This is a genomic window from Nocardiopsis endophytica, assembly GCF_027706725.1.
GTDB lineage: Bacteria > Actinomycetota > Actinomycetes > Streptosporangiales > Streptosporangiaceae > Nocardiopsis_A > Nocardiopsis_A endophytica.
In genome coordinates, this window is sequence record NZ_JAQFWQ010000161.1 from 1 (window position 1) to 13,168 (window position 13,168).

12 protein-coding genes are annotated in these 13,168 nt (G+C 76.0%); 6 read left to right on the plus strand and 6 right to left on the minus strand.

The genetic code is table 11. From position 1 onward, the window contains the following. Positions 1-332: 332 nt before the first annotated feature. Entirely contained in the window at positions 333-1,265 is a 933-nt protein-coding gene (locus O4J56_RS30500) for a helix-turn-helix domain-containing protein (RefSeq protein ID WP_270690596.1), read from the minus strand. Positions 1,266-1,369: 104 nt separating this feature from the next. Between O4J56_RS30500 and O4J56_RS30505 the strand changes: the two genes are divergently transcribed. Continuing rightward, positions 1,370-2,929, plus strand: a complete 1,560-nt coding sequence (locus O4J56_RS30505) for an MFS transporter (RefSeq protein ID WP_270690597.1) — start codon at positions 1,370-1,372, stop codon at positions 2,927-2,929. Positions 2,930-3,567: 638 nt separating this feature from the next. On the opposite strand, the gene O4J56_RS30510 is transcribed toward O4J56_RS30505, so the two are convergent. From O4J56_RS30510 to O4J56_RS30530, 5 genes are all read right to left on the minus strand, one after another. Beyond that, entirely contained in the window at positions 3,568-4,401 is an 834-nt protein-coding gene (locus tag O4J56_RS30510; protein ID WP_270690598.1) for an NUDIX hydrolase, read from the minus strand. Further along, positions 4,398-5,117 (minus strand): HAD family hydrolase, encoded by a 720-nt coding sequence (locus O4J56_RS30515; RefSeq protein WP_270690599.1) that lies wholly within the window; start codon positions 5,115-5,117, stop codon positions 4,398-4,400. The genes O4J56_RS30510 and O4J56_RS30515 overlap by 4 nt, the downstream gene beginning before the upstream one ends. Positions 5,118-5,268: 151 nt before the next feature. Next, complete coding sequence (locus O4J56_RS30520; RefSeq protein WP_270690608.1) at positions 5,269-6,195, minus strand: VWA domain-containing protein; 927 nt, start codon at positions 6,193-6,195, stop codon at positions 5,269-5,271. A 46-nt stretch (positions 6,196-6,241) separates the two neighbouring features. Next, positions 6,242-7,234: a DUF58 domain-containing protein gene (locus O4J56_RS30525; protein ID WP_270690600.1), complete on the minus strand. Its 993-nt coding sequence runs from the start codon at positions 7,232-7,234 to the stop codon at positions 6,242-6,244. 3 nt (positions 7,235-7,237) lie between these two features. Then, complete coding sequence (locus tag O4J56_RS30530; protein WP_270690601.1) at positions 7,238-8,314, minus strand: AAA family ATPase; 1,077 nt, start codon at positions 8,312-8,314, stop codon at positions 7,238-7,240. 252 nt (positions 8,315-8,566) lie between these two features. On the opposite strand from O4J56_RS30530, the gene O4J56_RS30535 reads away from it, so the two are divergent. From O4J56_RS30535 to O4J56_RS30555, 5 genes are all read left to right on the plus strand, one after another. Continuing rightward, a complete protein-coding gene (locus tag O4J56_RS30535; RefSeq protein WP_270690602.1) occupies positions 8,567-9,355 on the plus strand; it encodes a hypothetical protein in 789 nt (262 codons plus the stop codon). 154 nt (positions 9,356-9,509) lie between these two features. Then, positions 9,510-10,514, plus strand: coding sequence for an iron chelate uptake ABC transporter family permease subunit (locus tag O4J56_RS30540; RefSeq protein WP_270690603.1), 1,005 nt, complete (start codon positions 9,510-9,512; stop codon positions 10,512-10,514). A 231-nt stretch (positions 10,515-10,745) separates the two neighbouring features. After that, positions 10,746-11,402, plus strand: a complete 657-nt coding sequence (locus O4J56_RS30545) for a coiled-coil domain-containing protein (protein ID WP_270690604.1) — start codon at positions 10,746-10,748, stop codon at positions 11,400-11,402. Positions 11,403-11,550: 148 nt separating this feature from the next. Beyond that, positions 11,551-12,396 carry an SDR family oxidoreductase gene (locus O4J56_RS30550; protein WP_270690605.1) on the plus strand — a complete coding sequence of 282 codons (846 nt, stop codon included), beginning with the start codon at positions 11,551-11,553 and terminating at the stop codon, positions 12,394-12,396. A gap of 200 nt (positions 12,397-12,596) precedes the next feature. After that, on the plus strand, positions 12,597-12,929 hold the full coding sequence (locus O4J56_RS30555; RefSeq protein ID WP_270690606.1) for a 4a-hydroxytetrahydrobiopterin dehydratase: 333 nt from the start codon (positions 12,597-12,599) through the stop codon (positions 12,927-12,929). Positions 12,930-13,168 lie beyond the last annotated feature (239 nt).

The window sequence follows — 13,168 nt, forward strand, 5'->3', positions numbered from 1 at the left end:
CGTCCCTCAGGGCGCCGCGGCCGTCGGCGCCGCCCCTCCGCGACGATCTCGGGGAACTCGGGGTTGAAACGGACACCATAAGCCCGACTTCCCCGAGATCAACAACAGGAGGCAGGGGGCACGGGAGGCGCGGGCGCCACGAGCGCGGGCGACCACCCGCCCTCCGGGTCGCCCCACCCGCCCGGACCGCCAGCGGCCGGACGGATGGCAGGCAGGGCCGGGGAACCGCCCCCTCTTGCCGCCGCCGCCCGCCACGGCGAGCACGCACACGCGCCGCGGCCGGCAGCGCTGCAGTGAGGGTTATCGGCCCGGCCTCGTCGGTGCTGCCCCGCTCAGCCGGTGGCCGTGTGCGTGGGGGCCTCTTCGGCCGGCGGGCCGTCGTCGTCCCCGGCCCCATCGGACGAACGGCCCGCCTCCGCCTCGGCGGCCTGTTCGGACAGCAGGCGCAGCGCGTCGGCGGAGGCCTCGTCGGCGGGGGTGTAAACCTCCAGGCGGTGGTCCGGGCAGTCGGGCTGCAGCCAGACCTGGTAGTCCACTCTGAGCCCGCCCACGGTGGGGTGGCGCAGGTCCATGCGGCCCACCGTGCAGTCGGACACCTCGCCGGCCGCCCACAGCGCCGCGAAGTCGCCGCTGCGCATGGCCAGCTCGCCGATCAGCTCCGCCAGCCGCGCGTCGGTCGGGTACCGGCCGGCCGTCAGCCGCAGGTACCCCGCGTGCACGCGCGCCAGCTCCTCCCAGTTGCGGTGCAGGTCCCGGGTCAGCGGGTCCATGAAGAACATCCTGGGCACCGACGGGCGCCTCCTGGCGTCGCCCGGCGCCGCGAAGTCGAGGTGCTCGCCGATCAGCGCGTGCCCCGTGCGGTTCCACGCGAGCACGTCTCCGCGGCGCCCGAGCACCACCGCCGGTGTGCGCTCGCCGAGCGACTCCAGCAGCGCCAGCACCCTGGCGTGCGGCCGCTCCGGCCTGGGCCGCTTCAGCCCGGGCACCGCCGGGCGGTCGGCGAGGTTGTGCAGGTGCCGCCGTTCGGCCGAGTCCAGCAGCAGCACCCTGGACAGCGCGTCGAGCACCTGCCCCGAGGCGGTCCCGGCCTGGTCCTGCTCCAGCCGCGTGTAGTACCCGGCGCTGACACCGGCCAGGTGGGCCAGCTCCTCGCGCCGCAGGCCCGGCACCCGGCGGGCGCTCCCGTAGGTCCGCAGGCCGACATCGGCGGGGGTCACCCGGTCGCGGCGCGACTTGAGGAACACGCCCAAGGTCTCCAGCTCCATGCCGTCGACCCTAGTGCGCCGGGGCGCGGACGAGCCTGCCCCCGCCAGGTGTACCCACGGCGGAGGGCTGGTCCGCCGTCCGGGCCCCCGTCACCGTCGGTGCCATGCAGACTCCGCACACCACCCCTGAAACGGGCCGGGCGCCCGGCCTGAAGGCCTGGCTCGGACTCGCGGTCATCCTCGGCCCGGTCCTGCTGGTCGCCATGGACAACTCCATCCTCTATCTGGCGATGCCCCGGATCACCGACGCCCTGACGCCCACGGCCGACCAGTCGCTGTGGATCCTGGACATCTACGGCTTCGCGGTCGGGTCCCTGCTGGTGGCCTTCGGCAACATCGGCGACCGCTACGGGCGGCTCAGACTCCTGCTCATCGGAACACTGCTCTTCGGCCTGGCCTCGGCCGGCGCGGCCTTCGCCCCCTCCGCCGGACTGCTGATCGCCTTCCGCGCCCTGATGGGCATCGCCGGGGCCACCCTGCTGCCCTCGGCCCTGGCCGTGCTCAGCGAGCTGTTCCCCCACCCCCGCTACCGGGCCCAGGCCATCGGGATCTTCGCCGCGGCCTTCGCCGCAGGGTTCGCCATCGGCCCCGTGGTGGGCGGCCGGCTGCTCACCCACTTCTGGTGGGGCTCGGTCTTCCTGGTCAACCTGCCCGTGGTGGCGCTGTTCCTGGTCCTGGCCCCGGTCCTGCTCGGTGAGGTCAAGGAGACCCGCCCCGGGCGCGTCGACGCGGCGAGCGTGGTGCTGTCGGTGGTGGGCCTGCTGATGGCCATCTACGCGGTCAAGACCATGGCCGCCGAGGGCCTGGGCGCCGTCCCGGCCGTCCTGGGCGCGGGCGGGGTGGCGGTGCTGGCGGTCTTCGCCCGGCGCCAGCGCCGCCTGGAGCACCCCCTGATCGACTTCGGGCTCTTCGGCGACCGGGTGTTCACCGTCGCCATCGTCACCGGCCTGCTGCCGCTGGCCGCCTGGTCGGCCACCGCCTACCTGTCCGGCGTCTACCTGCAGACGGTGCTGGAGGTGTCGGTCCTCCGGGCGGCGCTGCTGGCCGTTCCCGGCGCCCTGGTGCTCACCGCGACCTGCATCGTCACCCCGATGGCGGTGGGCCGCGTGGGGACGCGCGCGGCGCTGGTCGCCTGCCACTTCGCCATCGCCGCCGGGCTGTCGCTGTTCCTGATGACCACGGTCACCGGCGGCGCGGGCTGGTACGTGGCGGCGATGGTCGTGGCCGGGCTGGGGTACGGCATCTCCTTCGCGGTGGTGGCCGACGTGGCGGTGGCCGCGGTGCCCGGCGAGCGGGCCGGGTCGGCCGCCGCGATGGCCGAGACCTCCAACGAGATCGGCAACGCGCTGGGGATCGCCCTGCTGGGTTCTCTGGCGGCGCTGGTCTTCCGCCTGCTGGGCCCGGACCTGGCGCCGACGCTGAACGAGACCGCGGAGCTGCCCGGCGTGGGGGCGGCGGCGCTGGCCGAGGCCAAGTCGGCCTTCGTGACGGGGCTGCACGTGGTGGCGGTCGTGGCTGGACTGGTGCACACGGGCCTGGGCGTGCTCGCACTGCGGTGGCTGCCGAAGGGGGAGCCGGCCCCGGGAGGGGAGAGCGGCGATCCGGGGGAGGGGAGCCGCGTGGACGCCGCACCGCCGGTGGAAGGGGTGCCAAGCGCGCGCTGACGGTGCCCTCCGCCGTCGCCCTGGACGCCGCCCGTGTTCGAACGCGGGCGGCGCTTTCGGGTGAGGGGAGGGGCGGATGCCGCAAGCGGCCTGCAGGGCCAGGGCAGTGCGCGCCTGAGGGGCGAAGGGGGGGAGCCGCAACGCGCGCGGGAGCGCCGATGCCATGATCTACGTCATAAGGGCGGGGATGGTGTGGCGCTTTTCACTCCCGACAATCGCGCCGCTTCGCGGCCCGCCACTACTGCGCACCGGGTCCGATCACGGCCGAGTCACCACGCATGACGGAGTGTGATCACTTCGGGGGTGTGGGGGCGCGCTCCTGCGGCCCGACCGGGCGGATGGACATGGCGCCACTCCAAGGATGCTGTCGGTAGATCCCATGGACGATGACCGGCGCAGCGGGGGGCCATGCGTGAGGGGACTCGGCGGCACGGGGCCTCGGCACCGGCCCCCAGGGCGCCCCTCATGGAAGGCGCGCGGATGGGCGGGTGTGCTCGGCGTTGATCTCGGGAGAAACGACGCTTCCGGGCCGGTTTTAGGGGCGCTTTTCCCGAGATCAACGACGCGGGGGCGGCGCTCGGCGGCGGGGTCGGCGAGGCTGGGCGCCCTGCGGTCCGACCGCCTGTTCGTGCGGGCTCTTAGGCCCCCTCCGGCCCGGGAACCGCCTCGGCGCGCGACAGCAGTCCCAGCCCCCGCCGCGCCGTCGTCGACAGCGGCAGGTGCGGCAGGTCCTCGGGCAGGAACCACGCGCAGTCCGACGTGGAACCCCCCACCTCCTGCACGCGCGGCTCACCCGGCTCGGCCACGTGGGCGTGGAAGAACACCCACACCCCGTAGATCTCGGTCTCCTCGGCCTCGGGCCCGCGCACCCCCGTGCTGTGGTGGTGCACCACGCCCACCATGGCGCCCACGCCCGCCCGCTGACCGGTCTCCTCGGCCACCTCGCGGCGCAGCGCGTCGCGCACCTGCTCGCCGTGGTCCACCCCGCCGCCCGGCAGGTGCCAGGTCCCCTCACCCGGGAACCCCTCGGCGATGCGCGACAGCAGCAGCCGCCCCGCCGGGTCGGTCACCAGGCCGTAGCCGCCCAGCCGCCGCAGCGACGGGCCCGGCCGCGGCGGCTCCTCGCCCGCCAGCTCGGCCGCCGACGGCAGCAGCCCGCCGGAGGGCCACGCGGCACCGGCACCGGCGCCGGCCCCGCCGGGGCCCGCCTCGCGGACCGCCGCACACGGGGCGAACAGCAGCCGGTCCACGTGCATGTCCACCGGCCCCTCGGGCCCCTCCAGCTCCACCAGCTCGGCGCGCACGTCCAGCGCCTCCAGGCGCTCGTGCCCGCCCAGCCCGGCCGAGCGCCGCGCCGCCTCCACCGGGTCCTGCCCGAACAGCAGCCGCGCGCCGCGCTCGGCCCCGGCGACGTGCACCGCGGTCCGGCGCGCACGGCGCGCGCCGGGGCGCCCGAAGGCGCCGCCGCTCACCGCAGCTCCGGGGCGGTGACCAGGCCCACCAGGTCGCCCAGCCCCGTGATCACCCGGACGTCCTGCTGGTCCCGGTGGGCGCCGCGCCGGTCCAGCAGCAGCGGCCGCATCCCCCCGGCCGCCGCCCCCAGGGCGTCGGCGTGCAGCTGGTCGCCCACGTGCCAGCACATCCTGGGGTCGACCCCCAGCCGCTGGGCCGCGGTGTGGAAGATGCGCGGGTCGGGCTTGCCCGCCCCGGCCGCGTCGGCGCACACGATCGCCCGGAAGTGCCCCGTCAGGCCCATCCGGTCCAGCTTCTGGCGCTGCAGCTCCTCGACCCCGTTGGTGATCACCCCCAGCCCGATGCCGGCCTGGGCCAGCTCGGCCAGGGCCGGGGCCACGTCCGGGAAGGCCTGCCAGGCGGCGCTGTGCGCCTCCAGGTACTGGCGGTACAGGTCGTCGCAGGCCTGGTCGGGCACGGCGGAGTGGCCCGCCTGCACCGCCAGCGCGCGCACGCGCTCGCGGCGCTGCTCCTGCAGGCCGAGCCGCCCGTCGATGTAGGCGCCGAAGGAGATCTCGGTCTGCACCTCCCACAGGGTGCGGGCGGCGTTGTAGTCGGGGTGCCCGAGCCGGTCCATCAGGGTGCGCAGGCCCGCGTCGCTGGCCGCCCTATCGTCCAGCAGGGTGTCGTCCAGGTCGAAGAAGATCACCGCGGGCGCGGTGGCGGTATCCGGCATCGTTCCCATTCTCTTGTGACTCGGCTTCGCGCGGAAGCTCAACGGTCAGCGGCAAACAGGGCTACGTTACCGGTCGAACTGGGACGATGCGCCATCGGCGACCGCATTGCGGGACGCTCTGGGCCCCGCGGGCCGGATGCGGCCAGCCCCCTCAGGGCACCCGCTGCCCCCACAGCAGCGACGCCGCCGCGGCCAGCGCCGCCAGCAGCACCGCGGCGCGCACCCACCACACCACGTTCTCCTGGTATTCGATCTCACTGCCCAGCGAGGAGCCGATGTCCTCGTACACCTTGCTCAGCTCGGTCTCGGATTCGGCCTCGTAGAAGTAGCCGCCGGTGTCGTCGGCCAGGCGCTCCAGCGCCTCCTTGTCGATGTTGGCCTCCACCGGCTCGCCGTTGATCTCCACCAGCGCCGTGCCGCTGCCGAAGGCGATCGTGGACACCGGCACCTCGGCCTCGGAGGCCGCGCGGGAGGCCGAGGCCACCGGGCGGCCGCTGGTGTTCTCCCCGTCCGAGAGCAGCACGATCGCCGAGGGCGGAGGCTCCTCGCCCGATTCGGAGTCGAAGGACTCGATGGACTGCAGCGAGGCGAACACGCCCTCGCCGATGGCGGTGCCCGGGGAGATCTGCAGGTTCTCGATGGAGTCGGCCACCGCCTGGTGGTCCTGGGTGGGCGAGGCCACCACCCCGGCGGTCGCCGAGAAGCTCACCAGCCCCACGTTGAACCGGTCGGGCAGCGACTCCACGAACCCCACCGCCGACTCCTTGGCGGCGCTGATCCGGTCGGGGTCGACGTCGTTGGCCACCATGGACGGCGACACGTCGATGGCCACCATGATGGTGGCGCGCTCGCGCGGCACCTCCACCGGCATGGCCGGGCGCCCCATGGCCACCGCCAGCACCAGCATCGCCGCCAGGAACAGCGCCGCGCCCACGTGCCGCTGCCAGCCCGGCCGCGCCGGGGCCACCCGGTCCAGCAGCGCCAGGTTGGTGAAGCGCGCCGCCTGGGCGCGGCGCCGCAGCTGGACCCAGACGTAGGCGGCGGCCAGCGCGGCGACGACCACCAGCGCCGCGGCCATCCAGCCGGGGGACAGCAGGTTCACGGCATCGTCCTTTCGTCGCTGTTCAGCGGGGCCGGGCCGGGGTGTGGCGGGCCAGCCGGTGGGCGGTGGTGCGCTGGGAGACCACGAACCGGGCCATGTCGACCACCCAGTCGCGGTCGGTGCGCAGCACCACGTGCGGCACCCCGGTGCGGCGCAGCGCCGCGGCGACCGCCTCGCGCTGGGCGCGGGCGGCGCCCCGGTAGCGCTCGCGCACCGCCGGGGTGATCTTGACGGCGCGGGCGCGCCCGGTCTCGGGGTCGGCCAGCTCGGCCCAGCCCACGTCGGGCACGTCCAGCTCGCGCGGGTCGAGCACCTCCACGGCGAGCACCTGGTGGCGGGCGGCCAGCCGGCGCATGGGCCGCTCCCAGGGCACCGGGGCGCCGTCGGGCGGGGTGTCGAGGAAGTCGGAGACGACCACGCGCAGGCCGCGGCGGGTCTGGGAGCGGGCCAGCTCCTCCACGGCCGCGGCCAGGTCGGCGCGGCCTGCGGCGGGGCGTGCGCCGCCGAGCTCGGCGTCGCCGCGGGGGGCGGCGGCCACGGTGGCCATCAGGGTGGTCAGGGCCGAGCGGCCCGAGCGGGCGGGCCAGCGGCGCACCCGGCCGCGGTGCAGGAAGTAGGCGCCGAAGCGGTCGCCGACCTTCTGGGTCAGGACGGTGACGGCGGCCAGGGCGCCCACGGCCACGTCGCGCTTCTCGCACCCGGCGGTGCCGAAGTCCATGCTGGGCGACAGGTCCAGCAGGGTCCAGGTCTCCAGTTCGCGGTCGGCGACCTGGTCGCGCACGTGCGGCACGGTGGTGCGGGCGGTGACCGCCCAGTCCATGTGCCGCACGTCGTCCTCGCCGGGCAGGTAGCGGCGGGCCTCGGCGGGCTCGCTGCCCGGGCCCTGGCGCAGCCCGAGGTGCTCGCCGTGCAGCAGGCCCTCCATGCGCCGCACGATGCGCAGGTCCAGGCGGCCCAGGGCCTCGTGGGCGCGCGGGTCGAGCAGGGGGGCGGGGCGTCGGGGCGGGGCCGGCATGCCTCAGCCCGCCGCCATCGCCGCGGAGGCCTCGCCGTGCGGCTCGTCCCAGATGACGCGGGGCGGGGGGACGGCGGCCAGCACCCGGTCGACGACCTGTTCGGTGCTCACCCCGTCGGCCAGGGCGTCGAAGGTGAGGACCAGGCGGTGCGCCATGACGTCGCGGGCCAGCACCCGCACGTCGTCGGGCAGCACGTAGTCGCGGCCGCGCAGCAGGGCCAGGGCGCGGGCGGAGGCGACCAGGCCCAGGGTGGCGCGGGGGCTGGCGCCCACCTCCAGGACGCGGCGCAGGTCGCCGATGCCGTACTGGTCGGGTTCGCGGGTGGCCATGACCAGGCGCACCACGTAGTCGGCGATGAGGCGGTGCACGTGCACCTGCTCGGCGGTCTCCTGCAGCTCGCGCAGGGTGACCGGGTCCAGGACCTGGTGGGCCTGGGGCGGGGCGGTGCTCATCCGCCGCAGGATCTCCATCTCCTCGTGGGCGCGGGGGTGGGGCACCTGCACCTTCATCAGGAACCGGTCGCGCTGGGCCTCGGGCAGCGGGTACACGCCCTCGGACTCCACCGGGTTCTGGGTGGCCACGACGATGAAGGGGTCGGGCAGGGGGTGGGTCTGCCCGCCCAGCGACACCTGCCGCTCGGCCATGACCTCCAGCAGGGAGGACTGGACCTTGGCGGGGGCGCGGTTGATCTCGTCGGCGAGCACGAAGTTGGCGAAGACCGGGCCCAGCTCCACGTCGAACCGCTCGGCCGAGGGCCGGTAGATGCGGGTGCCCACGATGTCGGAGGGCACCAGGTCGGGGGTGAACTGGATCCGGGAGAAGGTGCCCCCGGCGACCCGGGCCAGGGTGGACACCGCCAGGGTCTTGGCGATGCCGGGCACGCCCTCCAGCAGGCAGTGGCCGCGCGCGATCAGCGCCACCATGGTGCGCTCGACCATGGCGTCCTGGCCGACGATGACCGAGGAGACCTCCTGCAGGGCCGCCCGCAGCAGCCGGGTGGAGTCGGCCGGGGCCTGCCCGCCCTCGCCGCCGGGGGCCGCCTCGGGGGCGGCCCGGCCCGCGGTGTCGTCGTCCTGCATTCGTCCAGCCTTTCCGCCGGCGCCCCGGGGCGCCGGAGCCGTCCTCGCCGCCCGGCGTGTCGGGCCGCTGTCGCGCCGACCGGGCGGCCGCATAGCATTGGGCCCGCGTTCCCTGACGTCCCCTCCGTGCGGCGGTTGGATTCCGCACGGAGAGTCGGGAATGCTCACACATCGGCGATGCTACCGCCGCGCGGGCGCTTCGGGGCGCCCCGGACCGGGCGCGGCGGGGCCTGATGAGGTTCGGGGGTGCGCGTGGAGGCGCGAGGCGGACTGCACGAGGGCGACCCGCGCCAGCTCGGCGGGTACCGCCTGCGCGCACGCCTGTCGTCTTCGCCCGAGGGCACGGTGTACTCGGCCGTGGACTCCCGCGGAGACCCGGTCGAGGTGGCGCTGCTGAGCGAGGGGGCCGCGGGGGACTCCGAGGCGCGCGAGCGGTTCCGCACGGCGGTGGCCCAGGGGCGCAAGGCGTCCGGCGGGCCGAAGGTGCTGGCCTCCAGCACGCGCGCGTCGGCGGCGTGGGCGGCGGTGGCCCCCGGCGGGGACGGGCGGGGCGCGGCCGCGCTGCTGGAGCCGGTGTCGGGTGGTGCGGGGCGGGTGCGCTCGGGCGCGGCGCCGTCGCTGCAGCCGCACTGGTCGGGGCGCGCGGCGCCGGCGTCGGGGCGGTGGTTCTGGCCGCTGCCGGGCGGCGGCGGGCAGGCGGCGGCCCCGCGCGCCAACCGGGCGGTGGTGGTGGGCATGGTGCTGTTGCTGCTGCTGGCCGTGCTGTTGGTGGTGCTGCTGTACTTCTGGCTGTCGCTGCTGTCCCAGCAGGCCGGGGCGCAGGCCGAGCCGTCGCCGTCGCCGAGCCCGAGCCAGTCCCCCTCGCCGTCTCCCTCGCCTTCCCCGTCCCCATCCCCGTCGGAGTCGGGGGAGGGGGAGTCCTCGCCGAGCGATGGGCCCTCGTCGCCGCCGTCGCAGGAGCCGTCCTCGGACGTGCCCGAGGCGCCGCTGGACGACGACGACCTGTCCACCCTGCCGCAGGACCCCCAGACCCTGACCTGACCGGGCACTGCGCCCCGCCTGGGCGGGGACCTTGGTCCGTGCCGGGCCAGGGGCCCTTTCCGCGCCGGTGGCGCCGGGCTAGCGTCGGCCGCATCCGCGGGGCGCACGCGGCCGTGGGCGGCCGCGGCCCCCTCCGGAAGGGGAAGGGGGCGTGATGCTCGGCGGCCGTTCGGCGGCCCGGGCGGCCGCCGTGGGCGCGAGCGCCGCGCTGCTGGCCGCGACGGCGGTGGCGGCCCTGCTGGTGGGCGAGTACCCCGTTCCGTGGCGCGAGCTGGTCCGGGCGCTGGCCGCCCCGGGCGGGGAGCCCGGGTCGGTGGGGTTCATCGTGTGGGAGCTGCGGGTGCCGCGCCTGGCGGCGGGGGCGGCCGCGGGGGCGGTGTTCGCCGCCGCGGGGGCCGTGCTGCAGGTGGCGTGGGGGAGCCGCGCGGTTGACGTGCGCCTGCTGGGCATGGGCGGGGGAGCGGTCCTGGGGGCGGTGCTGGCCGGGCCGGTGGGCCAGGCCGGGCCCGGGGAGCGCGCCGCCGCGGCGGTGGCGGGGGCGCTGGCGGCCGGGGCCGTGGTGACGGCGGTGCTGCGGCGCCTGGGCTCCGGGTGGGGCCCGGCGGGGCGGGCGGTCGTGGGCGCTTCGGTCGACGGGGTGCTGACCGCCGCCGCGGTGGGGGCCGCGGTGCGCGCGGCCGGGGGGTGGGAGGCGGCCTGGCCGGGGCTCGCCTGGGTGGCGGTCGGGACGCTGTCGGGGGCCTTGGGGCAGGCGCTGGTGCTGGGGGTGCTGTGCGTGGCCGCGGTGGCGGCGGTGCTGGTGCTCTCGGGCGCGGGCGGGCCGGGCGGTGGGCCGTGGGCGGCCGTGGTTCCGGCGGCGGTTCTGTGCGGGTTGGGGACGGCGGTGGCCGGGCCGCTTCTGCTGGCGGGGCTGCCCGGGGCCGTGGTGGGGGGATGGATCGGCCGGGGGCGCCCGGTGCGGTCGGTGGCGGCGGCGGTGCCGGCGGGGGCGTGCACGGTGCTGGTGGCCGATGTGGTGCTGCGGTCGGCGGGGGAGTGGGCCGAGCCCGCGGTGGGGTTGGCGACCGGGGCGGTGGGGGTGTCGGTCCTCGTGGCGGTGGCGGCCGTGGAGAGGGCGGCGCGGGCGCGGAGGAGCGAGCCCAGGGAAGCGGTGCGGTAGCGCCCTTGAGGGGGCGCGGGATCGGCGCCCCAGCGCGCTTGCGGCGAAGGTGCGGCGGGTCCCGTCAGCGCTCTGGGAGTCCCCTGCCATAGATCTACGCCATAAAGTCAGGAGTGTTGTGCCACCACACTCCAAAAAACACAACGGAGCGGCTCCGCCGCACCGACCGTCCAAGGTCCGTCCCGTGCAAAAAGGGCGGGTGCGTTGCCCGCTACGGAAGGATCTGCGTCCATGAGCTTGGGAAAGTGGCTGAACCCCGCGGCATGGGGGCGACCGCGCGACTTCGAATCCCGGCTGGCCTCCCTGCAACCAGAGTTGCAGCGCCACCGTGAACGCGCGGCCGAGGCCCGGCAGCAAGGGGGCGCCGAACTGCGCTACCTGCTGGCCAAGGCCGAATGCGAGCGGGCCGAACTCATCAAGACCATCGCCGACCGGGCCGGGCGCCTGGGCGTGGAGTGGACCGAACGCCACGACGGCCTGCTGCTGGACCTCATCGCAATCGACGCCCGCACCGGGCAGTCAACCGACACCGAGACGCTGCGCGGCGACCTGCTGGCCCTCATCGAGGACGGCCGCGCCCACGACGCCAAGCAGAAGGCACGCCAGGCCCTCGGCCGCGCCCTGGAGGAACGCACCGAAGCCGTACGGGAACGCGAGGAAGAGCGCACCATGGCCAGAATCCTGGAGCAACGCCGCGAGCTCATCGACCTGATGGCGACCCGCGCCAAGGAACTGGAGTCCTCGGGCCGCCCCGACGCGGCAGCCGAGTGGGAACGGCAGCAGGAGAAGACGATCCAGCAGCTCCTGCTCATCGAGCGCACCGCAGGCATGGACAGCGACGCCGAATCGATCCGTGAGGAGCTGCGCCGCCGCATCGCCGAACTCTGAGCCGCGGCCGGCGCGCCTCTGCTCGGCGGCGGTCCCGGGCCCACTCGCCCGAAAACCGGTGGGCCGCCGGCGCGCCCGCCGGTAGCGTGCCCTACCGCCCGCGCCGGACATCCGGCCGGCCCCGACACACAGGAGGCAGGAGCGCGCCGTGGACCAACGCCCCATCGACCCCCGCGACCCCGTCCCCGAACGCCCGGCGCGCCCCCTGCAGGGCCGTACCGCCCTGGTGACGGGGGTCAGCAGGCGCGACGGCATCGGATACGCCGTCGCCCGCCGCCTGGCCTCCTACGGCGCCTCGGTCTTCTGCCACCACTACCGTCCGCACGACGCCGAGCAGCCCTGGGGCGCCGACGACACCGGCGCCGTCCTGGAGGGGGTGCGGGCCGCCCGTACCGACCCTCAGGCCCGGGTCGGAGGCGCCGAGGCCGACCTGGCGGCGCCCGGCGCGCCGCACGAGCTGTTCGAGGCGGCCCGGGCGTTCCTGGGGCATGTGGACGTCCTGGTGTGCAATCACGCCCGTTCGGGCGGTGATGCGGACCTGGCGGGGGTCACCGAGGCCATGCTCGACGGGCACTGGGCGGTGGACGCGCGCTCTCCGCTGATGCTGGCCCAGGCCTTCGCCGCCGCCCACGACGGGCGCCCCGGCGGGCGCGTCGTCTTCTTCACCTCCGGGCAGGGGCAGGGGCCCATGCCGGGGGAGATCGCCTATGCGGCGGCCAAGGGCGCGCTGGCGGCGATCACCCTGACCGTGGCCGATGAGCTGGCCGATCGCGGTATCACGGTGAACACGGTCAATCCGGGGCCGGTGCAGACGGGGTACCTGCCCGAGGAGGTGGAGTCCGCCCTCATGCACAAGCTGCCGATGGGGCGCGTGGGCAGGCCCGACGACCCGGCCCGGCTGATCGCGTGGCTGGCCACCGACGAGTCGCGCTGGGTCACCGGGCAGGTGTTCAACAGCGAGGGCGGGTTCGCGCGCTGGCGGGACCGGCCCTGAGCGCGCGCGGGCGCGGCGGTGCGGCGGGCGGTGCGGGTTCTCGGGTGGTCGGGGTTCTGATTGGCGGGGCGCCCGGCGAGGTAGGACACCCACGAGCGCGCCCTGGGGCGCGCCGGACAGCAGGACCGCACCGGGGACGACGATCGATCGGGCCGGGCGCCGGGGTGGGCCCGGCCGGTCGGCCACGGAGGCGATGGGCGATGGCATTGCTGGACGACAAGCAGATCACCGACGGGCTGGAGCTGCTGGAGGGGTGGGAGTGGCGTCCTGAGGACGCCGAGATCCGCCGGACGGTGGTGATGCCGGACTTCATGTCGGTGGTGCACCTGGTGGAGGCGATCGCGCACGCGGCGGAGCAGGCGGGGCACCATCCGGACATGGACATCCGGTACAACCGGTTGACGCTGCACCAGACCACGCATGCGGCCGGCGGGGTGACGGAGGCCGACTTCGCGCTGGCGGCGCGGATGGACGAGCTGATCGCCGACGCCCAGCCGCGCGGGGGGAGCGGCGAGGGGCCCGAGGGCGGCTGAGCGCCTCGAAGCAGTGATCACGGGGACCCCGGGTGTGGCGGGCGTTCTCGAGCTCCGGGCCCTCCTCCGGGTCCTCCCGGCGCGGGCGGGTGAGCGGGTACCCCGCTTCAGGCCCCCGGCCGGGCGCCGGGCCGCCAGGGTGTGGGGTGGACGGCGGCGACGAGGACAGGTGGGCGGCCCTTTCCGCAGCGCTGTCGGGCGCGGCGCGTGCGCGTGGTCGCCGTTGATGGGCGGCGACG